Below are 21671 nucleotides of genomic sequence, written 5' to 3' on the forward strand. Positions count from 1 at the left end.
TCGGCAGAGATGTGTGCGGTCTCGCCCGGTGCATAGTCACCCTTGTTGGTCTTTACTGTGGTCGCCATGGCTGCCTACTCCCTGAATCCGAATTCATTGAATGTGCTTTCCCGACGCCTTCCTGACGCCGGCCCGGAGGATTGCCGGACCCGGCACGACGCGGGAAAATCCTTGCTGCTGCCTACCGAAGGCGTGACCGCCCAGCAATCGCCGGTCACGCTTTCCTGTTCTTCCTGGAGCGAGCCACGGTCGGACAGGACGAACCGCGCTCCGATGTTGCTCCAACCTTCCTCAAAATAGCCTCGCCCGAGTGGCTTGCCTATTCCCCAAATGGGTACGGAGAGACCCCTGGGTCGCCGACCGGCCAGCCACCGATCACCCGGGCTTTTCATCGTCGAGCAGGGCCACGGCGTAGGCGAGCTGGCTGCGTCGCCGCACGCCGACCTTGTTGAACACGGCGCCGAGGTGCTTCTTGACGGTATCCGGGGAGACGTTCAGTTCGAGGGCAATCTCCTTGTTCGTCTGACCCGCCGCGGCACGCCGGGCGATCGCCGCTTCGCGCGCGGTCAGCGGCGACAGGGGAACGGGCCGCTCACCGCCTGCCTGGTCTTTCACCAACCCTCGGACCAGAATCCGCTGGCAGATCTGGCTCATCATCCAGCGCGGAAGCCACAGCCCGCCCTGACTGACCTCACGGATCGCCCGCGCGTAATGCCGTGCCGACGCGAACAACGGAATGCAGCCGCAGACGCTGTTCCTCTCGATGTCGTCGATCGGCACGGGATAGGCCTCGTCCCAGAGCAGCAGGAGTTTCGCGCGGCCGTTGGCCTTGCGCGCCTGATCGAGACAGCCGACCCCGAGCAGGGCCAGCAAGGCGGTATCGACGAGAACGACCTCGGCCGACGACCGCCTGACGAGGCCCGCGACGTCGGCCAGCGCGTCCGGGCTGGCCCCGGCGAAATCGATTCCACCTTCGGCGGCCAGGCGCACACCGATGCCCGCGACGAGATCCTTGCGCTGCGAGGCGACGAGCACCGGAATCGCGCCATCGCGCCGCGAACGGTTCGCCCCCGTCGCTTCCGGCCGCTGGCCCAGCCCTTCATCCAGCCGATCCACAGCCGGCCAGGCCCGGCGCTCGCCCTGCCGGCGATCGACCGACCGCCAGTGGCCGGGATCGCCGTCCTCACTTCGCCTGGCGACCTGCCGGCGCTCCGCGCGCCGGCGCTCACCGAACGGCAAAGGCACGACAGCCGGGTGATTTCGGGTGGGCGCTGCCGGTCGCGCGCTGCGTTCACCGGGGAACAGCCTGACTACCGGGTCGCTCGCTGCCAGCGTAGCCCCCGCCAGTGGATCGTCGCCCCTCAGCACGGCCAACCGTCTGCGCTGGGCAACCGCGCGTAGAGGCTCCAGTCCGGCCAGACAGTCGCTGACCACCTGCCTCAGGCTCGGACCTGGCCATCGCCTGCGCGACAGCGCGAGCGGCAAAGGCGCAGTCTCTTCACTCTGCTCGGGGCTGCCGCTCTCGCGGCCGTCCGACTCTTCTGCATCCATGCTCATTGTGAGGATCGCTATGGGTTACACGACGGCAGGCAGGCCTGGGGGGCCGGTCGACTCGGCCGGGGCCGAGCCAGGTTCCTGAGCGCCGCGATCGTGCGCCGCCGGCACCAGGTCAGATCAACCGTGGATCACCGCCAGACGAAGCGGTACGCCTTCTGAGGGAAGTGAGAAGCAAGCCCTGTTCCAGAGAGGAACTGAAGCTGATTTAACGTTTCTTTCGCCGCGATCGGAAAAGCGATCAATGATCGCTGTAAATTTTTTCGACAGCGCGCCGGCCGGGGCCGCCGGCGAAGCTCCGGGCGGACGCGCCTTACGGACCACGCAGCGGCCTTCGGCCGCCGGGATCTACCGGCCGGCGATGCACTTGCCGACCTCTAACTCGTTGCCGGCCTTGACCGCCTGGTACTTCTGCCAGAATGACAGATCGATTGCCTTGAGATCCGCTCGCTGCTTCGGGTTGCGATAACGCGTCAGATGGCCCGGCCCGCCGTTGTAGACCGCGTAGGTCGCTCGCGCGAGGTCGTCGGAACTGCCGTCGGCGACGCCTTCGCCACGGGCGATCGCGTAGTCGAGCAGATAGTGGTGAAGGATTTCTGCGCCCGCACGGCCGTTGTAACCGATGTCGGACTGCAATCCGGAGACGTCGTAGAAACCCCGCCAGACACGCGGGTAGACCTGCATCAGGCCAACTGCGCCGAGCCCCGACTGCAAGGGCTGGACCTTGCCCTTGAGCCGGACGAACTGGCGCCAGCAGCTCTCCTGCCAGGCCGTGGCGAGGACCACGTGCTCGTAGAGAGCGCGGAACCGCGGATCCAGCGCGTGCCCCTCGCCCTCGCGGCTGGCCACCGTCGCCTCGGCGGTGCGCAGCAGCATCGTGCGCATCTCGGCCAGATATTCGGCGAGATCGTCGCGCGTCGGCAACCAGTTGTTCAGCCGCCTGACCAGATCTGCGGTCTCGCCCTCGCCGCCTGCCGGTGCCTCGGGTGCTGCCGCATGGGCTGCCGGCACGACCCGCTCGAGGGCAATCTCGGCAAACGAAGACCGGCGCGCGGCGAGCAGCGAACTGCGCGGCCCGGGTTCGAGCGGCGCGCCGAAACCGAACAGCGAGCGAAGTTCCGGGTCGACGGCCAGGTCGTAGAACAGCGGGTCGAACTTCCTGTCGGCGAGGACGAGGCGGGCGAGGTCGCGAAGCATCTCGGGAGTGATCGGCACACCGATCGCCTCGCCGAGGCCCTGCGCCGCCTTGAGCGCCTCGCCGGCCTGGAGCAACGCGCGGAACGGCTTCGCGGCCTGCGCATCGAGTTCGCCGACCAGGCCCTGGAGCTGCGGCGCGAGCCGCTCCCAGCTCTGCAGGAAGAGTTCGCGCAGTGGGTCGGGAACCGGCGCGTCCCTGGCCAGCAGGTCCAGGCCGTCGTACCGACCGCTGAGCAGGACGAGCAGGAATTCGTTGCGCCGGCTGCCCGGCCGGGCTTCGCGAGCGGAACGCTTGATCACTTGGGTGAGGAACGCGTCCCACATCTCGCTGGCCTCGACCGTGGACACTGGCGAAGCGCGGCGCGCCCGATCGGCCGGCAGCGCCTTCTTCTGCAGCAAGCCGCCGATCGCCTCGATCACCCGCAGATCGCTGTCGCGCGCGTCGACCGGGGTCGACAACCCGACCAGAAAAACCAGCAGCAGCGCAATCGATGGCCTCATTGTTTCGCTCCCCAATGGCGGATCGGCGACGCGTCGTGGCGCCCGAGCCTGCTTCCGCGACGATCAGCGCCCGGCGGTCGCCCGGGAAGACAGCCAGTCCCTGACTGCGAGACCGGTCCCGAAGTCCCAGGCCTTGAGCCTTTCGGGAGCGATCAGGCGAAACTCGGCGAGTTCCTCGTTGAGCCGGATGTCGCCGTTGGCGACGACATGATAGGCGATGATCACCTCGTTCCTGCGGACGAACGGGTAGACGCCGATCAGCGCGACGCCCACCGCGCTCAGGCCGACCTCTTCGCGGACCTCGCGCGCGACCCCGGCAACGGGCTCCTCGTCGCGTTCGAGAAAACCGGTGATCAGCCCGAAAGCGCCTTCGGCCCAGGCGCGGTTGCGCGCGAGCAGAATCCGCCCCTGGGTTTCGACGAGCGCCGCGAGAACCGGCGCCGGGTTGTCCCAGTGCACGAAGCCGCAGCCCGCGCTGCAGGCGAGCCGCGGCCGCTCGCCGACCTGGCTCGGCACGAGTCCCGCGCCGCACAGCGGACAAAAGCGCCAGGCATTCATCGGCAACTCGGCGAGAGCTCGCAAAGGGCTGCGGCACGCTGCGGCCAGTCGTCGTCTCCGTACGAGCGGACGTGGCCTTGGTTGGCCGCGATCAGCGCGGCCAACGCCTCCGGGCAGACACCAGCGGAGTCGTCACTGGCAAACTGCCGGGCCATCGCCCCCTGCCGCGAGACGAGGAGCTTCAGAGGCGCTGTTCGACCCACTCGCGCACCGAAGCGAGCGCCGCCGGCAACTTCGCCGGATCGTTGCCGCCGGCCTGCGCCATGTCCGGTCGACCGCCCCCCTTGCCGCCGATCTGGCGGGCGACCATATTCACGAGTTCGCCAGCCTTGACGCGGCCGGTCAGGTCGGGCGTCACACCGGCGATCAGCGTCACCTTGCCGTCGGTCGTCGAGGCGAGCAGCACCGCAGCGCTCTTCAGCTTGTCGCGCAGCTTGTCGGCCGCCGCGCGCAGGCCGCTGACGTCGGCGCCGTCGAGCTGCGCCGCGACGACCCATGCGCCCCGGACCTCGACCGCCTGGGCGAGCAGTTCGTCACCCTGCGCCGAGGCCAGCCGTGCCTTCAGACGGGCGAGTTCCTTTTCGAGCGAGCGCACACCGTCGAGGACCTGCGCGAGCTTCGCCGGCACTTCGGGAATCGAAGCGTGGAAAGCGGCTGCGGCGTCGGCAAGCATCGCCTGCTGCTGCTGGACGACCGCCAACGCACCGTCGCCGGTCACCGCCTCGACTCGCCGGACACCGGCGGCGACGCCGCTTTCCGAAACGATCTTGAACAGCCCGATGTCGCCGCTGCGCCGGACATGGACGCCGCCGCAGAATTCCTTCGACGAACCAATGCTCATCACCCGGACCTGCTCGCCGTACTTCTCGCCGAAGAGCATCATCGCCCCCGAGCGCCGCGCCTCGTCGATCGGCATGACACAGGCTTCGGCCGGGGTGTTGGCGAGGATTTCGTCGTTGACCAGGACTTCGACGCGGCGGATCTCGTCGGCGGTCATCGGCGCATGGTGGGCGAAGTCGAAGCGGGTCCTCTCGGGATCGACCAGCGAGCCCTTCTGCTGTACGTGACTGCCGAGCACCTCGCGCAGCGCCCTGTGCATCAGGTGCGTCGCCGAATGGTTGCGCACCGTGCGTGCGCGGGCGATCCCGTCTACGCGAGCGCTGACCGGGTCGCCGATGCGCATTTCGCCGGTACGCACGACGCCGTGATGACCGAAGACCGCGGCCTGGATCTTCTGCGTGTCTTCGACCGCAAAAATCCCGCGCGCGGCGTGCAGCACGCCGCGGTCGCCGACCTGCCCGCCCGACTCGGCGTAGAACGGCGTCTCGTCGAGCACGACAACGCCCAACTCACCCTCGCGGAGGCTGTCGACCGGGCTGCCGTCGCGGTACAGCGCGAGCACCTTTCCCGCATGCTCGATCGTCTCGTAGCCGTGGAAGGTCGTCTCCGGCCCGGCGTATTCGAGCCCGGCGGCGATCCTGAACTTGCCGGCGGCGCGCGCCTGCTCCTTCTGGCGCGCCATCGCCGCGTCGAAAGCGGCGACGTCGACGCTGACTCCACGCTCACGGCAGACGTCGGCGGTCAGGTCGAGCGGAAAGCCGTAGGTGTCGTGCAACCGGAAAGCGGTCTCGCCATCGAACACGCGGGCCTCGCCGATGACCGCGAGTTCGCCCTCGAGGATGCTCATCCCGTGCTCGATCGTCTCGAAGAAGCGCGCCTCCTCGTTGCGCAGCACCTCGCCGACCCGCTCCTGCCCGGCCGCCAGCTCCGGATACGCGGAGCCCATCTCGGCGACCAGGTCGGGAACCATCCGGTGGAAGAACGGCGCCCGCGCGCCGAGCTTGTAACCGTGACGGATCGCTCGCCGGATGATCCGCCGCAGGACGTAGCCCCGCCCCTCGTTGCCGGGGATCACGCCGTCGGCGATCAGGAAAGAGCACGCCCGGATGTGGTCGGCGAGCACGCGCAGCGACGGGCTGTCGATGTCCTCGGCCGAGGTCTCGCGCGCCGCGGCCTCGATCAGGCGAACGAACAGGTCGATCTGATAGTTGCTGTGCACGTGCTGCAGGACCGCCGCGGTCCGCTCGAGGCCCATGCCGGTATCGACCGAAGGCTTCGGCAACAGATGCATCACCCCGGCCTCGTCGCGGTTGTACTGCATGAAGACGAGGTTCCAGACCTCGATGTAGCGGTCTCCGTCCTCGTCGGCAGATCCCGGCGGCCCACCAGGAATGCCTTCACCGTGATCGTAGAAGATCTCGGAGCACGGGCCGCAGGGCCCGGTGTCGCCCATCATCCAGAAGTTGTCCGAGGCGAAGCGCGCCCCCTTGTTGTCGCCGATGCGCACCACCCGCTCGGCCGGTACGCCGATCTCGCCCGTCCAGATCGCGTAGGCCTCGTCGTCCTCGGCATAGACGGTGACCCACAGCCGGTCCGGCGGCAGGCCATAGACCTCGACGAGCAGTTCCCACGCGTAAAGGATCGCGTCGCGCTTGAAGTAGTCGCCGAACGAGAAGTTGCCGAGCATCTCGAAGAAGGTGTGGTGGCGCGCGGTATAGCCGACGTTCTCGAGGTCGTTGTGCTTGCCGCCCGCGCGGACGCACTTCTGCGAGGTCGTCGCACGCAGGTACGGACGTTTGTCGAACCCGAGGAAAACGTCCTTGAACTGGTTCATCCCGGCGTTGGTGAACAGCAGTGTCGGGTCGTCGTGCGGGACGAGCGAACTCGAAGGGACGATCCGGTGACCCTTCGACTCGAAGAACCTGAGGAACTTGTCACGGATTTCGGCGCTTTTCATCGTCGTCGATCCCTTTCGGGAGTTCGTTCAAGGAGTCGCGATTCTAACGTATCACCCGGCCGAAGGCCCGGTCGCCGGCGCGCTGGCGGTGATCAGCACGGCGCGGAAGTCGTTGACGTTGGTCAGCGTCGGGCCGGTGACCAGCGAATCGCCGAGCGCGCAGAAGAATCCGTGGCCATCGTTGTCGGCGAGGCTCGCCCGCGGGTCGCGCCCGATCGCGCAGGCACGGGCCAGCGTGTGCGGATAAGCCAGCGCGCCGGCGATCTCCGCACGGCCATCGACGCCGTCGGTGTCGGCGGCGAGTGCATACACGCCGGGCAATCCTGCGAGGGCGATCGACAGCGCGAGCAGGAACTCGACGTTGCGGCCGCCGCAGCCCTGGCCGCGGACGGTCACCGTCGTCTCGCCACCCGAAAGCAGGACGCAAGGCGCGGCGAACGGCTGGCCGCGGTCGACGATCTGCCGGGCAATCGCCGCGATCACCCGGCCGACTTCGCGCGCTTCGCCCTCGATCCGGTCGCCGAGGATGTGCGCCCGAACGCCGGCTTGCCGGGCGACCCGCGCCGCGGCTTCGAGAGCGGCCTGCGGCGTGGCGATCAGCCGTGTCGTGCATCCGGCGAGACGCGGGTCGTCGGGCTTGATGCTCTCGCCTTCGCCGCGCTCGAGGCAGCGCCGGACACTCGCCGGCAGCATGATGCGGTAGCGTTCGACGATCGCCAGCGCGTCGGCGCAGGTCGTCGGATCGCCGACCGTCGGACCCGAAGCGATGTCCACCGGACGGTCTCCGGGAACGTCCGAGATCAGCAGCGTCAGCACCCTCGCCGGCCGGCAGGCCAGTGCGAGCCGCCCGCCCTTGATCGCCGAGAGATGGCGGCGCACGCAGTTGATCTCCGAGATCGTCGCGCCGCTGACCAGCAGCGCGCGGCTGAGCGCCTGCTTGTCGGCAAGCGTCAGCCCGGGAGCCGGTTCGGCGAGCAGCGCCGAGCCACCCCCCGAGATCAGGCACAGGACGAGGTCGTCGTCGGTCAACCCGGAAACCCTCTGCCGGATCCGCCGCGCGGCATCGACGCTGGCCGCGTCGGGCACGGGGTGCGCCGCTTCGACGACCTCGATCCGCGTACAGGGAACGGCGTAACCCTGGCGGGTGACGACGAGCCCCTCGAGCGCGCCCGACCAGTGCTCCTCGACGGCACGGGCCATGGCTGCCGACGCCTTGCCGGCACCGACGACGATCAGTCTTCCGCGCGGCGACTCGGGCAGGTGCGCTGGCAGACACGATGCCGGTTGCGCGTAGCCGACCGCTGCGGCGAACAGGTCGCCGAGGAGTTTCCTGGCCGCGGCGTCGGCAACTCGATCAGCCCCCATTCCGGAACCTTTGGAATCCAGGACGGCCTGTCTTGCCTCTCAGGGACGCGCATTGACCTTCTCGTCCTTCCCACTCCAGGCAAGGCTGATTGAGCGCGTTCGATCCGCGGTCCGGCGTCGTCGTTGCCGTGAATCTGCCTTGAGCGGCAAAGAAAAGCCCGGGAGCAGGCCGCTCCCGGGCTTCTTTCCGGCCAGGCGGCCGGCAGGCAACGGATCGTCGCTCAGTGACCGGATGCCACGGCGGCGCCGAGACCGGTTTCCGAACGCACCTTCTGCGCCGGGTACAACGAACGCTCGAGCTTCGCCTGTGCGCTGTTGTCCAGTTTGGAAACCACATAGATCACGATGAACGCAGCGGTCATCGAGAACAGCGCCGGTGAAGAGTACGGGAACCATGCACTGCCCTTCGGGTTCTTCATCACCGCTTCCCAGACCGAGGCCGACATGATGGTCAGGGCCACCGAAGACACCAGCCCGACGATGCCGCCGGCAACCGCGCCCTTGGTCGTGCAGTCCTTCCACAGCACGGCCATGAACAGGATCGGGAAGTTCGCCGAACACGCCACGGCGAAAGCCAGCATGACCATGTAGGCGACGTTTTCCTTCTCGAAGGCGATGCCCAGGAAGACGGCGAAGATGCCCAGACAGACCGTGGTGATCTTCGAGACGCGCAGTTCCGAAGCCGAGTCGGCGTTGCCATGCTTGAACACCGTCGCGTACAGGTCGTGCGAAACGGCCGAAGCGCCCGACAGCGTCAGACCGGCAACGACCGCGAGGATCGTCGCGAAAGCGACCGCCGAGATGAAGCCCAGGAAGATGTTGCCACCCAGTGCCTCGGAGAGCAGGATCGCCGGCATGTTGCCGCCGCCCCTGAGGCCTTTGGCGATTTCACCATCGACGAAGTACAGATCGGGATGCGGAACCAGATTGACGATCGCGCCGAAGCCGATGATGAAGGTCAGGATGTAGAAGTAACCGATCCAGGTGGTCGCCCAGCCGACGGACTTGCGGGCTTCCTTGGCGCTCGGCACGGTGAAGAAGCGCATCAGGATGTGCGGCAGACCGGCAGTACCGAACATCAGCGCCATGCCCACCGAAATCGCCGACACCGGATCCTTGATCAGCGCCCCCGGAGCCATGATCGCGTCGTGCTTGGTGTGCACCTCGACGGCCTTGGTGAACAGGGCTTCCGGGCTGAAGCCGAATTGCCAGAGCACCGAGAGGGCCAGGAAGGTCGCACCGAAGAGGAGCAGGCAGGCCTTGATGATTTGCACCCAGGTGGTCGCAGTCATTCCGCCGAACAGCACGTAACACATCATCAGCACGCCGACGATGACCACCGCGACCGTATAGTCGAGGCCGAAGAGCACCTTGATCAACTGGCCGGCCCCGACCATCTGGGCGATCATGTAGAAGGCCACGACGACGAGCGAGCCGGTGGCCGCGAACGTGCGCATCGGAACCTGGGCAAAGCGGTACGCAGCGACGTCGGCAAAGGTGAACTTGCCGAGGTTGCGCAGGCGTTCGGCCATCAGGAAGGTGATCACCGGCCAGCCGACGAGCCAGCCGATCGAGAAGATCAGCCCGTCGAAGCCGTTGGCGAACACCAGGCCGGAGATTCCGAGGAAGGAAGCGGCCGACATGTAGTCGCCGGCGATCGCCAGACCGTTCTGGAAACCGGTTATCCCGCCCCCGGCGGTATAGAAGTCGGCCGCCGTCTTGGTCCGCGCCGCCGCCCACTTGGTGATGCCCAGCGTGATGGCCACGAAAATGGCGAACATCGCGATCGCCACCCAGTTGGTCGCCTGCTTCTGCGTCGTGCCGAGGTCAGCGCCGGCGGCCAGTGCTCCGCCTGCAGCCGCGAGGCCCAGGGCCAGCCCGATCAGCTGGCGTGTCGATTTGCTGATCATTACTTGTTCACCTCCCTGATGATCTCGGCGTTCAGTTCGTCGAACTCGGTGTTCGCACGGCGAACATAGACGTTGGTCAGGACGATCGTGATCACGATCACCGCGAGCCCGAGCGGAATACCGATCGAGGTGGTCATCCCCGCGCCGAGTTTGGTGCCCAGCCACTCCTTGTTGAAGGCAATCAGCAGGATGTAGCCGTAGTAGTTGATGATCATCAGGATCGAGAGGAATATCCCGAAACCGTTGCGTTTGCTGACCAGTTCGTGGTACTTCGGATTGGCCTCAATCCGGGCGACGATGTCTTCGTTCACCGTGGTCTCCTCCTCTTCTGGATGTGGACGTATAGAGTCACAGAGCATGACTGGACGGGAATCCTAATGGCCGTTGCTTACTGGGGCCTTACGTGAACCGCGGGGAACGACCGGCTGAGCGCACGACGAACGAGGGGAACAATTTCACGGCCGCGAGCGGTCTTCTGGGTAAAATCCGCAGCTGTCCGACCGCCGCGACCCCCATGACGATGATCGAAGCGACCCTCCTCCACGAACTGATCCGCTGCTCGGCGCGGCGCACCCCGGAAGCGACCGCTCTGTCCTCAGGGCGTGAGTCGATGAGCTACGCGGCGCTCGAGCAGGCGGTCGACGGCTTCGTCGGCGGGTTGATCGGCCTCGGACTCGAGCGCGGCGAAAGGATCGCCATCTACCTCGAAAAGCGCTTCGAGACGATCGTCGCCAGTTTCGGAGCGACCGCCGCGGGCGGCGTCTTCGTCCCGCTGAACCCGTTGCTCAAGGCCGACCAGGTCAGTTACATCCTGCGCGACTGCAACGTCCGCACGCTGGTCACCTCGAGCGAACGCCTCGCGCTGCTTGCCCCGGTTCTGCCGGCGTGTCACGACCTGCGCCAGGTCGTGCTGGTCAATGGCCAGACCACTCCGGCGAGCGACGGAATGCCTCCGCTGTTCGGCTGGAGTGAGCTGCTCGACGCGCCGACGAGCGACGGCCACCGGGTGATCGACACGGACATGGCGGCGATCCTGTACACCTCGGGCAGTACCGGCAGACCCAAGGGAGTCGTCCTGTCGCACCGCAACATGGTCGCCGGGGCAAAGAGCGTCGCGAGCTACCTCGAGAACCGCGCCGACGACGCGCTGCTCGCCGCGTTGCCGCTCTCGTTCGACGCCGGCTTCAGCCAGCTGACCACCGCCTTCCACGTCGGCGCGCGCGTCGTGCTGCTCAACTACCTGCTGGCCCAGGACGTGCTCAGGACGATGGCCCGCGAGTCGGTCACCGGTCTGACCGCGGTTCCGCCGCTGTACATCCAGCTCGCCCAGCTCGCCTGGCCGGAGGCAATCGGCGAGCACCTCCGCTACTTTGCCAACACCGGTGGGCGGATGCCGCGCGAAACGCTTGCCGCGCTGCGCCAGCGGCTGCCGCAGAGCAAGCCTTTCCTGATGTACGGTCTGACCGAGGCGTTCCGCTCGACGTACCTCCCGCCTGAAGAGGTCGACCGGCGCCCAGACTCGATCGGCAAGGCGATTCCAAACGCCGAGATCCTCGTCCTGCGCGAGGACGGCTCGGCGTGCGCGGCCAATGAACCCGGCGAACTCGTACACCGCGGCGCGCTGGTCGGCATGGGCTACTGGAACGATCACGAGAAGACCGCCGAGCGCTACAGGCCGCTGCCGGCGACGCTGCCCGGACGCGAACCCGGGCTCGTCCTGCCCGAAATCGCCGTCTTCTCAGGCGATACGGTGCGCATCGACGAGGACGGTTTCCTCTACTTCATAGGGCGGCGCGACGAGATGATGAAGACCTCCGGCTACCGGGTCAGCCCGACCGAGGTCGAAGAAGTGATCTACGCGACCAGGCTGGTCGGCGAGTGCGTGGCTTTCGGCGTCGATCATCCGGCTCTCGGCCAGGCGATCGTGGCCATCGTCACGCCAGCCGGCGACCAGGCGCTGGACCACGCGGCGCTGCTCGCCGAATGCCGAAGGCGAATGCCGGCGTACATGGTGCCCGCCGAGATCGTCGTGCGCCGTGGCCCACTGCCGCGCAATCCCAACGGCAAGATGGACCGCAAGGCACTCGCCGCCGCAGTAACCGCCCAGACAGGACGGACAGCGACGAGCAATCGGCCCGAAGCCTGAAACGAATCCCGACACCTGCCCTGCGAGGAACGATTCTCGTGACCCAGAGCCAACGGCTCGCACCCACCCACGCCCCACTGACCGCCTTCGCCGTCCGCGACGGGGAACTGCTCGTCGGCGGCATGCCGCTTTCGCGGCTGGCTGCCCGAGTCGGCCAGACGCCCTTCTACGCCTACGAACGCCGTCTGCTCGACGAGCGCGTCGGCACCCTGAGGACCGTCCTGCCCAAAGCGCTGAAGCTGCATTACGCGATCAAGGCCAACCCGATGCCCGCGCTCGTCGGCCACATGGCGCGACTCGTCGATGGCCTCGACGTGGCCTCGGGCGGCGAACTGAAAGTCGCCCTCGACGCCGGCGCGGACCCGCGCGAGATCAGCTTTGCCGGCCCGGGCAAGAGGCTCGGCGAACTGCGCCAGGCGGTCGCCGCCGGAATCCTGGTCAACGTCGAATCGTTCGGCGAAGTCTCCAGCCTGGCCGCGATCGGCGACGAAACGGGTCTCACGCCACGGGTCGCCGTGCGTGTCAACCCGGATTTCGAGCTCAAGAGTTCGGGAATGAAGATGGGCGGCGGCGCCCGGCAGTTCGGCGTCGACGCCGAGCAGGTACCGCAATTGCTCGCCGAGATCGCTGCGACGGGCCTGGCCTTCGAAGGTTTCCATCTCTTTGCCGGCTCGCAGAACCTCCGGCCCGAGGCGATCGTCGAAGCCCAGGCGCGCAGTTACGAATTGGCCGCGAGGCTCGCTGAGCTGGCTCCCGCACCGGTCCGCTTCCTGAACCTCGGCGGTGGCTTCGGCATCCCCTATTTCCCCGGCGAGCAGCCCCTCGACCTCGGCCCGATCGGCGACAATCTTGCCGGCATCGTCGAGCGCGCGTCGCGCGAACTGCCGGAAGCCGAGCTGGTCGTCGAACTCGGCCGCTTCCTGGTCGGCGAGGCGGGTGTCTACGTCACTCGGGTCATCGACCGCAAGGTGTCGCGCGGCCAGACCTTCCTCGTCTGCGACGGCGGGCTGCATCAGCATCTCGCCGCTTCGGGGAACTTCGGCCAGGTCATCCGCAAGAACTACCCGCTGGTCATCGGCAACCGGATGAGCCCCGCGAAACGCGAGGTCGTCTCGGTCGTCGGTCCTCTCTGCACGCCGCTCGATCTGCTCGCCGAGCGCATGGAAATGGCCGAAGCCGACGTCGGCGACCTGGTCGTTATCTTCCAGTCGGGCGCCTACGGACTCACCGCCAGCCCGCAGGCCTTTCTCGGGCATCCACCCTGTGTCGAAGTCCTCGTCTGAACGGCCTCGCCGGACCAACGCCGCGCCGGGCTCGTCGCCTTGCCTCGTGCGCATCGCTCGCCATTGCTGCGCGCCATCGCTCCGATGAGCAGGCAAGGCACGACTTTCAGGGCCGCCGGCCTGCCCACCGCGCCGCTCCTCGACTGGTCGAGTTTCTCGCACGGCGCCAGGGGTGCAGGCGTACATAGCATCGACGACCTCGGCAACTCGTGCGTCACGACCAGCGGCCGGGCGGCGATCTACCAGGCACTCCTGCAGCTTCGGCTCGAACCGGGGAGCGTCGTTCTGGTTCCGACCTATCATTGTCCGACGATGGTCGCCCCCGTGCTCATCGCACGGCTCGAGGTCGGCTACTTCGGAATACGCGAAGACGGGTTGCCAAACCTCGAGACGATCGACCCGGCACTCGCCGGGCGGGCGAAAGCGATGCTCGTCTCGCACTATTTCGGACTCGCCCATTCGCTGACCGAAGTCCGGCAGTGGTGCGACGAGCACCAGATCGCGCTGATCGAAGACTGCGCACACTGCTACTTCGGCGATGCCGGAGACCGCCCCGTCGGTACCTGGGGGGATTACGCGACGGCCAGTCTGTCGAAATTCTTTCCGGTCCCGGAAGGCGGCGTTCTGGCCTCGGCCAGGAAGCCGCTCCTGTCCCTGCAGCTCTCGCCCCAGGGATTCCATTCGCAGGTCAAGGCCTGGGCCGACGTGCTCGAAAGAGCAGTGATGTACGAGCGTCTGCGCGGCATCAATACGCTGCTCGCCGGCTTGTTCCGGGTCAAGAACGCGCTGTCCGGTACGCGTGACCCGAACCCGGTCAGCCACGGCGCGACGGCGTCGGCGGCTGAGCTGATGATGCGCAGCTGCAATATGGAGCGCATCGCGATGGCCCCGGCGTGGACCGCGCGGGTGCTGCGCCGGCTGCTTCCCCGGGGACACATCATCGACCGGCGAAGGCGCAACTTCGCCATCTACCGAGAGCACTTTTCCGGCACTTGCGGCGCTCACCAGCTCTTCGAGTCGCCTGACGATGCCGCCGTTCCGTACGTCTTTCCGCTCTGGGTCGACGATGCCGATCGCGTCTACCACGCGCTGCGGGCGCAAGGGCTCCCTGTATTCCGCTGGGACCGTATCTGGCCCGGCACACCGGCCATCCGCGGCGATCTCGCGCCCTCCTGGAGCAAACATGTGCTGCAGCTCCTCTGTCACCAGGATCTCGGCGAAGACGATGTCGCGCGGACGGCCCGGGCGACCCTGGATTTGCTCGCCAGACCCGCCGATCTGACCGCAGCACCCCGAGACCACGATCAATCCACGACATAGACGTCCGCTGATGTCCACAGTATCCCGGCTGACCTGGCAGAACGAGCCAGCCAGCGCGCTGCAGCGCAAACCCGATCTGCTCGCCGCCTGGGACCGGCTGAACGCCGAGCGCGGCGACCTCCCGTTCCTCAGCGCCAGTGCCGTGCTCAGCGCACTCGACGTCTTCGGGCAAGGCAACGAGCGACTGCTGGTCGGCCGAGAAGGCGGGCGGATCGTCACGCTTTTCCTGCTCCGCCCGCTCGGCCGGTGCTCCTGGGTCACCTTCCAGCCGTCGCAGATTCCGCTCGGCGCGTGGGTCGCCAGCGCCGACCGGTCCCTGCCGGAACTCGCGCAAAGCCTGACGAGCGGGCCGCTGGGTCTCTGTCTGATGCTCTCGATCACCCGGATCGACCCACTTTTTTCACCACGCGGCGACGACTCGCGCTGTGTCCTCAGCAGCGATTACATCGACACCGGGTGGATCGAACTGCACGGGACTTTCGACGAGTACTGGAATGCACGCGGCAAGAACCTGCGCCAGAACATGCGCAAGCAGAGGAACCGGCTGGCCGCCGAAGGTGTCGCGACGCGCCTGCGCACGCTGAGCGATCCCTCGGAAATGGCTGGAGGCGTCGAACGTTACGGGCTGATCGAGAGTGCCGGCTGGAAAGCAGCGCAGGGATCGGCGATCCACCCCGAGAACGCTCAGGGACGCTTCTATCGCCGGCTGCTCGAGACCGCCGCGGAGCACGGCGAAGCGGTCATCTACGAGTACCTCTTCGGGGAGCGGGTCGTCGCCTCGAACCTCTGCCTGCGGCGCCCGGGAACGCTGGTGATCCTCAAGACGACCTACGACGAATCGCTCAGCGCGTACTCGCCCGCCTTCCTGCTGCACCAGGAGGTGATCGCCGCGCTCTACGCCGACCAGCACATCGACCGGATCGAGTACTACGGGCGGATGGTGGAGTGGCACACGCGGTGGACCGGTAGCCGGCGCACGCTCTATCACCTGACCGTGTATCGCTGGCCGCTGATCAGGAAGATCGCCGACTGGTACCGGTCGCAAGGCGCGCCGAAGTCCGGCGAAAACAGCCAATAGCGAAGTCTTCCGATCGGCCTCACCGCCCGGCGGACCCGCACGCTGCGCGGCGACTATAATCGCGTCTCCGGCAGCCCGTCTGCCTCGCCAACCGGGGTTCCTCTTGCGTGAACGGGATTCCTGAGCCTGCCAGTCTGCTCCTCGCAGCCCTGCCGGCTCTCGCCTTTGCGGGCGTTCCACTGCCGCTGCTGTTCCAGCGCTTCGGACGGACGAGCGCGGCGTCTGCAGCGATGGCCGTCATGGCCGCCTGCTTGGCGGTGCTCGCACCGCTCGCCGCGGCGGTCCTCGCCGGGCAGGTCGCGACCTTCGCCTGGGCCTGGCTGCCGGCTTACGGGCTCGATCTCAGCCTGCGCCTCGACGGCCTCGGCCTGCTGTTCTGTCTGCTGATCCTCGGCATCGGCCTGCTCGTCGTGCTCTACGCCGCGTGGTATTTCCCGGAAGGCGATCGCCTCGGGCGCTTTTTTTCGGTCCTGCTGCTCTTCATGGGCGCGATGCTCGGCATCGTGCTCTCGGCGAACCTGCTCCTGCTGCTCGTCTTCTGGGAACTGACCAGCGTCTCGTCGTTCCTGCTCGTCGCCTACCACGGCCAGCGAAACGAGTCCCGGGTTGGCGCACGAATGGCCCTTGCGGTGACCGGTGGCGGTGGCCTGGCGCTACTCGCCGGTTTCCTGTTGCTCGGCCAGATCGCCGGCAGCTACGAGATCCCGGCGATTCTCGAGAACGGCCAGCGCATCCGCGCGCACGCCCTTTACACGCCGATGCTGGTCCTCGTCCTGCTCGGCGCATTCACGAAATCGGCCCAGTTTCCGTTCCACTTCTGGCTGCCCAACGCAATGGCTGCGCCGACGCCGGCTTCGGCGTACCTGCATTCGGCGACGATGGTCAAGGCCGGGGTGTTCCTGCTCGCTCGCCTTTACCCGGCACTCGGCGGAACCGACCTCTGGTTCTGGATGGTCGGCGGAACCGGCGCGCTGACCCTCGCCTGGGGCGCGGCGGCTGCCCTCTTCCGGAACGACATCAAGGGCCTGCTGGCCTACTCGACGATCAGCCATCTCGGTCTGATCACGCTGCTGCTCGGACTCGAAACACCGCTCTCGGTGATCGCCGGGATCTTCCACATCATCAACCACGCGATCTTCAAGGCGTCGCTGTTCATGGCTGCCGGGATCATCGACCACGAGTGCGGGACGCGCGACATGCGCCGGGTCAACGGGATGTTCCGGCGCATGCCGATCACTGCCACACTGGCGATCATCGCCGCCGCGTCGATGGCCGGCGTGCCGCTGCTCAACGGTTTCCTGAGCAAGGAGATGTTCTTCGCCGAGACGGTCAGCTCGCCGCAGTTCGTGCTGATCGGCTGGGCGCTGCCGCTGTTCGCGACGCTCGCCGGCATGCTCGCGGTCGCCTACTCGGCGCGCTTCGTGCACGACGTCTTCTTCAACGGCGAACCGGTCGACCTGCCGCGGGAGCCCCATGAACCACCTCGCTGGATGCGCGCGCCAGTCGAACTGCTCGTCCTGCTCTGCCTGGTGGTCGGCATCCTTCCCGCGTGGAGCGTCGCTCCCCTGCTCGAGGCCGCCGCGGCCGCAGCGCTGCACAGCCCGCTGCCCGACTTCGAACTGGCGCTCTGGCACGGCTTCAACAGGCCGCTGCTGATGAGCCTGGTGGCTCTGGCTGGCGGGGTACTGATCTACGTCCTGCGTCGCCCGCTCTTCGCCTGGTACGACGAACTGCCGTCGGTCCATGCCGGAACGGCCTTCGAGCGCGCTCACCGCAAGCTCGCCGGAGGCGCCGGGCGCCTGCTGGCGACGATCGACAACGGTTCGCTGCAGCGTTACTGCTTCCTGCTCTTCTGCTTCACACTGCTGCTCGGCGGCTGGGCGTTCTTCTCGGGAGCGGCGAGCGAGGCGACCATCGCCGGCCATCCGGCCGAGGAGGCGGCGATCGCCGCCCTGCTGGCGCTGCTGCTCGGATGCGTCGGAGCGACCGTGCTGCACAGGAAGCGGCTGCTCGCGCTGATCCTGGTCAGCGTCGTCGGTCTCGTCGTGACACTGACCTTCGTTCGCCTCTCGGCACCCGACCTCGCGCTGACCCAACTCGCCGTGGAGACCGGGACGATCATCCTGATGCTGCTGATCCTCTACTACCTGCCGCCGACCAGCGCGCCGGCAAGCAGCGCTCCGCGACTGATCCGCGACGCGTTCATCGCCTGTCTCGCCGGCGGCGCGATCATGCTGGTCACGCTGCGCATGCTCGCCGTCCCCTTCGCTCCGCTCTCGGGGTTCTACCTCGACCAGGCGCTTCCCGGTGGCGGCGGTACGAACGTGGTCAATGTGATCCTCGTCGATTTCCGCGGCTTCGACACTCTCGGCGAGATCACCGTGCTGGCGATGGTCGCGCTGGCCTCGCAGGCGCTGCTCGATCGCCTAATCCTGCGCGCACCGGATCGTGACGCGGATGGCCGCCCGTGGGCGCGCGACGCGCACCCGCTGTTTCTCGCGATGCTCGTTCGTCCGCTGCTGCCGCTGGCTCTCGCCGTCTCGGTATATGTCTTCCTGCGCGGACACAATCTTCCCGGCGGTGGCTTCGTCGCCGGGTTGATCACCAGCGTCGCGCTGATTCTGCAGTACCTGGCCAACGGCATCGCCTTCGCCCAGCCGCGCCTGCCCGGGAAGCCCGAAAGATGGCTGGCTCTCGGTCTGCTGCTCGCCGCGGGGATCGGCGTCGCCAGCTGGCCCTGGGGAAGGCCGTTCCTGACCAGCACGCACGGAGAGCTGACCGTGCCGCTGCTTGGACCGATCGGCTTGGCTTCGGCGATGGTCTTCGATCTCGGCGTCTATGTCGTCGTGGTCACCGTCGCGCTGGCCGTGCTGTCGGGGCTCGGCACCCTTTCGCTGCGCGCGCACCGAGGGAGCACCTGATGGAAGCGTTACTGGCCACGGCGATCGGCGCACTGACGGCCTGCGGGGTATTCCTGATCCTGCGCGCAAGAAGTTTTCCGGTGCTGCTCGGCCTGACGCTCCTTTCCTACGCAGTCAACCTCTTCCTCTTTGCCAGCGGCCGCCTGCGCCTCAACGCGCCGCCGCTGGTCCAGGCCGGAGCGACGAGCACCGACCCGCTGCCCCAGGCGCTGGTCCTCACGGCGATCGTCATCGGCTTCGGCATGACCGCCTACCTGGCGATGCTCGCCTTGCGTGGTCTGTCCGAGTCGGGCAGCGACCGCGTCGACTGCGGGGACGACCGGTGATCCGCCACGCGCCGATCCTTCCGCTCTTGATTCCTTTCGCCGCCGCCCTTCTGCAGATGGCTTGCCAGCGCCTCGCCGTGCAGCGCTGGATCGGCACCGTGGCCTGCGCCGTGCTGCTGCTGACCAGCGCGTGGCTTGCGCTGCTCGCCGATGACGGCGAGCTCCGCGTGTACGCCCTGGGCGACTGGCCAGCACCGTTCGGCATCGTCCTCGTCGTCGATCGGCTCGCGGCAGCGATGACCCTGCTCGTGGCGATCCTCGGCTTCGCCTCGCTGCTCCATGCCAGCGCCGGCTTCGACGAGCGCGGCAGGAATTTCCATGCCCTCTTCCAGTTGCAGCTCTTCGGCCTGACCGGGGCCTTCCTGACCGGCGACCTGTTCAATCTCTTCGTCTTCTTCGAGGTGATGCTGCTCGCCTCCTACACCCTGCTGGCCCACGGCGGCGGCGTCTCGAGAACGCGCGCAGGGATCAGCTACGTCGTGCTCAACCTGATCGGCTCGGCGTTGTTCCTGATCGCCCTCGGTCTGCTCTACGGCACGCTCGGCACGCTCAACCTCGCCGACGTTGCGCAGCGTCTGGCGCAACCGGGATACGACCCGGCACTGGCCCGGCTCGCGCTGGCACTGCTGATCACCGTCTTTGCCCTGAAAGCCGGCCTGCTGCCGCTTTCGTTCTGGCTGCCGCCGACCTATACGGCGGCCGGAGTTCCCGTCGCTGCGCTGTTCACGATCATGACCAAGGTCGGCATCGTGGCGATTCTGCGCCTGCAGACGACGGTTCTGGCGCCGTCGCTGGCCTCGCTGCTCGACGGGTGGCTGACGACTCTGGCACTGGCGACGATCGCCGTCGCGACACTCGGCGCCTTGGCGGCCTCGCGCCTGCGCACGCTGACCGCCTGGCTGGTCCTTCTCTCGGCTGGAACCCTGCTGCTCACACCCGCCCAGGCGAGCACCCGGGTCGACGCGGCCGCCCTCTATTACCTGGTCCACTCGTCGCTGGCCGGCGCCGCGCTCTTCCTCATCGCCGGCGAAGTCGCCTCCAGGCGGGGACCGGCCGGCGACCGCTTCACGGCTGGTCCGCTCTGGTCCGGAAACTGGCTGAAGCTCGGTTTCCTCGTCGCCGCGATGACCAGCGTCGGCCTGCCACCCTTCTCCGGGTTCGTCGCCAAGCTGATGCTCCTCGACAGCCTCAGATCGGTCGACGGCGGAGCGCTGATCTGGACGGTCGTGCTGGTCTCCGGGCTGCTGGTCATGCTGGCCCTGGCCCGCGGCGGGTGCACACTGGTCTGGAGGCAGCAGGCGATTGCCGGCGAGCAGCCCGCACCGGCGACCGCCTGGCAGCGCAGCGCGGCGACACTCGCCGTCGTCGCCGCCGGCCCGCTGCTCGCCGGACTCGCTCAACCGCTGTCCGGCTGGGCGATGCGCACCGCCACCCAGTTGCACGCCCCGGAAGCCTACGTGGCAGGAGTCCTCGGCGGCCAGCCTGCACGACAGACCGACAAAGGATCCCGATGATCGCCAGGCTCCTGCCCTACCCGCTGCTCGCGCTGACCATCTTCCTCGTCTGGGCGACGATCACCAACGCCGAATCGGCGGGTCTGCTTCTGCTCGGCGCGCTGCTCGCCGTCATGCTGCCGCTGATCACCCGACCGTTCTGGCCCGAAGCGCCGCGCCTCGCCCGGCCGGGGCTGGCGCTGCGTTTCCTCGGCGTCTTCTCGGCCGACATCGTGCTTGCCAACCTGCGCGTCGCGCGTCAGGTGATCGGCCCGCTGCACCGCCTGTCGCCAGCGCTCGTCGAAGTCCCCCTCGACCTGCGCGATCCGTTCGTCGCGACGCTGCTGGCCAGTGTCGTATCGTTGACCCCGGGAACGGTGGCCATCGACGTGGACCAGCAGCGCTGGACACTGCTCGTCCATGCACTCGACTCCCCGGACCGGGCCGCGCTGATTGCCGAGATAAAGACGCGCTATGAAGCGCCATTGAAGGAGATTTTCGGATGTTGAAGGCCGCACTCGAGATCGCCTTCCTGTTGATCGGCGCATCGCTGATTCTCGCACTGTACCGGCTGGTGCGCGGTCCGGAGGCCAGCGACCGAGTCCTCGCGCTCGACACGCTCGGCATCAACGCCATCGCCCTGCTCGTCCTCTACGGGATCGAGGCCGCCAGCACGGCGTACTTCGAGACCGCCCTGCTCCTCTCACTGCTCGGCTTCGTCGGCGCCACGGCACTCTGCCGTTTCCTTCTCCGCGGCGACATCATCGAATGAACCCGGTCAGCGAAGCGCTCGTCGCCGTGCTGATCGTCGTCGGCGCGCTCTTCGTGCTGCTCGGGGCGATCGGTCTGGCAAGACTCCCCGACTTCCTGACCCGCCTGCACGGACCAACCAAGGCGACGACGCTCGGTGTCGGCACGATTCTGCTCGCTTCGGCGATCTTCTTTTCGCAGACCGCAGAAACCGGCCTGAGCCTGCACGAACTGGCGATCCTCTTCTTCCTGTTCATCACCGCGCCGATCTCTGCCCACCTCCTGGCCAAGGCCGCGCTGCACCGCCGCCCGCCCGCTGGCGAGATTCATCCTGCGGCAGGTCCGGAACTCGCTCCCGAGTCCTCGACACAGGACGCGAAGACCCGCGGGAAAGATACCGGCGGAGCAGATACGGTCGGTCCACCTGCACCCGGCAGATGCTCCGGCGGGGCCGGCGCCGAGCTTTGATGCT

17 protein-coding genes and 1 pseudogene are annotated in these 21671 nt (G+C 67.5%); 10 read left to right on the forward strand and 8 right to left on the reverse strand.

The features are described from left to right. Positions 1-375 precede the first annotated feature (375 nt). From NFW05_RS01200 to NFW05_RS01235, 8 genes and pseudogenes are all read right to left on the reverse strand, one after another. Positions 376-1557, reverse strand: coding sequence for a LuxR C-terminal-related transcriptional regulator (locus NFW05_RS01200; RefSeq protein WP_295302062.1), 1182 nt, complete (start codon positions 1555-1557; stop codon positions 376-378). Positions 1558-1902: 345 nt separating this feature from the next. Beyond that, on the reverse strand, positions 1903-3252 hold the full coding sequence (locus tag NFW05_RS01205) for a lytic transglycosylase domain-containing protein (RefSeq protein WP_295302065.1): 1350 nt from the start codon (positions 3250-3252) through the stop codon (positions 1903-1905). 63 nt (positions 3253-3315) lie between these two features. Further along, positions 3316-3810 (reverse strand): NUDIX domain-containing protein, encoded by a 495-nt coding sequence (locus tag NFW05_RS01210; protein ID WP_295302067.1) that lies wholly within the window; start codon positions 3808-3810, stop codon positions 3316-3318. A gap of 29 nt (positions 3811-3839) precedes the next feature. Then, positions 3840-3965 (reverse strand): annotated as a pseudogene (locus tag NFW05_RS01215) (threonine aldolase); the annotation flags it as partial. 26 nt (positions 3966-3991) lie between these two features. Then, on the reverse strand, positions 3992-6607 hold the full coding sequence (alaS, locus tag NFW05_RS01220; protein ID WP_295302069.1) for an alanine--tRNA ligase: 2616 nt from the start codon (positions 6605-6607) through the stop codon (positions 3992-3994). A 51-nt stretch (positions 6608-6658) separates the two neighbouring features. Continuing rightward, the gene (locus NFW05_RS01225; RefSeq protein WP_295302071.1) at positions 6659-7972 is read right to left on the reverse strand and encodes a glycerate kinase; all 1314 of its coding nucleotides are present in this window, start codon (positions 7970-7972) and stop codon (positions 6659-6661) included. A 221-nt stretch (positions 7973-8193) separates the two neighbouring features. Continuing rightward, positions 8194-9882 carry a cation acetate symporter gene (locus tag NFW05_RS01230; protein ID WP_295302073.1) on the reverse strand — a complete coding sequence of 563 codons (1689 nt, stop codon included), beginning with the start codon at positions 9880-9882 and terminating at the stop codon, positions 8194-8196. Then, positions 9882-10241, reverse strand: a complete 360-nt coding sequence (locus NFW05_RS01235) for a DUF485 domain-containing protein (RefSeq protein WP_295302075.1) — start codon at positions 10239-10241, stop codon at positions 9882-9884. Before NFW05_RS01235 ends, NFW05_RS01230 begins: the two co-directional genes overlap by 1 nt. 161 nt (positions 10242-10402) lie before the next feature. Between NFW05_RS01235 and NFW05_RS01240 the strand changes: the two genes are divergently transcribed. The 10 genes from NFW05_RS01240 (at position 10403) to NFW05_RS01285 (ending at position 21667) form a co-directional block, all read left to right on the forward strand. Beyond that, positions 10403-12028: an acyl-CoA ligase (AMP-forming), exosortase A system-associated gene (locus NFW05_RS01240; protein ID WP_295302077.1), complete on the forward strand. Its 1626-nt coding sequence runs from the start codon at positions 10403-10405 to the stop codon at positions 12026-12028. A 38-nt stretch (positions 12029-12066) separates the two neighbouring features. Next, positions 12067-13311 (forward strand): pyridoxal-dependent decarboxylase, exosortase A system-associated, encoded by a 1245-nt coding sequence (locus tag NFW05_RS01245; RefSeq protein ID WP_295302079.1) that lies wholly within the window; start codon positions 12067-12069, stop codon positions 13309-13311. A gap of 84 nt (positions 13312-13395) precedes the next feature. Further along, positions 13396-14631, forward strand: a complete 1236-nt coding sequence (locus NFW05_RS01250) for a DegT/DnrJ/EryC1/StrS family aminotransferase (RefSeq protein WP_295302080.1) — start codon at positions 13396-13398, stop codon at positions 14629-14631. 10 nt (positions 14632-14641) lie between these two features. Then, positions 14642-15709 carry a GNAT family N-acetyltransferase gene (locus NFW05_RS01255; protein WP_295302082.1) on the forward strand — a complete coding sequence of 356 codons (1068 nt, stop codon included), beginning with the start codon at positions 14642-14644 and terminating at the stop codon, positions 15707-15709. 134 nt (positions 15710-15843) lie between these two features. Beyond that, the gene (locus NFW05_RS01260; RefSeq protein WP_295302398.1) at positions 15844-18630 is read left to right on the forward strand and encodes a monovalent cation/H+ antiporter subunit A; all 2787 of its coding nucleotides are present in this window, start codon (positions 15844-15846) and stop codon (positions 18628-18630) included. Continuing rightward, positions 18630-18956: a Na+/H+ antiporter subunit C gene (locus tag NFW05_RS01265; RefSeq protein WP_295302083.1), complete on the forward strand. Its 327-nt coding sequence runs from the start codon at positions 18630-18632 to the stop codon at positions 18954-18956. Before NFW05_RS01260 ends, NFW05_RS01265 begins: the two co-directional genes overlap by 1 nt. After that, positions 18953-20470 (forward strand): monovalent cation/H+ antiporter subunit D, encoded by a 1518-nt coding sequence (locus tag NFW05_RS01270; RefSeq protein WP_295302084.1) that lies wholly within the window; start codon positions 18953-18955, stop codon positions 20468-20470. Before NFW05_RS01265 ends, NFW05_RS01270 begins: the two co-directional genes overlap by 4 nt. Next, complete coding sequence (locus NFW05_RS01275) at positions 20467-20958, forward strand: Na+/H+ antiporter subunit E (protein WP_295302086.1); 492 nt, start codon at positions 20467-20469, stop codon at positions 20956-20958. The genes NFW05_RS01270 and NFW05_RS01275 overlap by 4 nt, the downstream gene beginning before the upstream one ends. Beyond that, the gene (locus NFW05_RS01280; RefSeq protein ID WP_295302087.1) at positions 20952-21221 is read left to right on the forward strand and encodes a K+/H+ antiporter subunit F; all 270 of its coding nucleotides are present in this window, start codon (positions 20952-20954) and stop codon (positions 21219-21221) included. Before NFW05_RS01275 ends, NFW05_RS01280 begins: the two co-directional genes overlap by 7 nt. After that, complete coding sequence (locus tag NFW05_RS01285; protein ID WP_295302088.1) at positions 21218-21667, forward strand: Na+/H+ antiporter subunit G; 450 nt, start codon at positions 21218-21220, stop codon at positions 21665-21667. Before NFW05_RS01280 ends, NFW05_RS01285 begins: the two co-directional genes overlap by 4 nt. The last annotated feature ends 4 nt before the right edge of the window (positions 21668-21671 follow it).

This window comes from Accumulibacter sp., assembly GCF_023806625.1.
Taxonomy (GTDB): Bacteria; Pseudomonadota; Gammaproteobacteria; order Burkholderiales; family Rhodocyclaceae; genus Accumulibacter.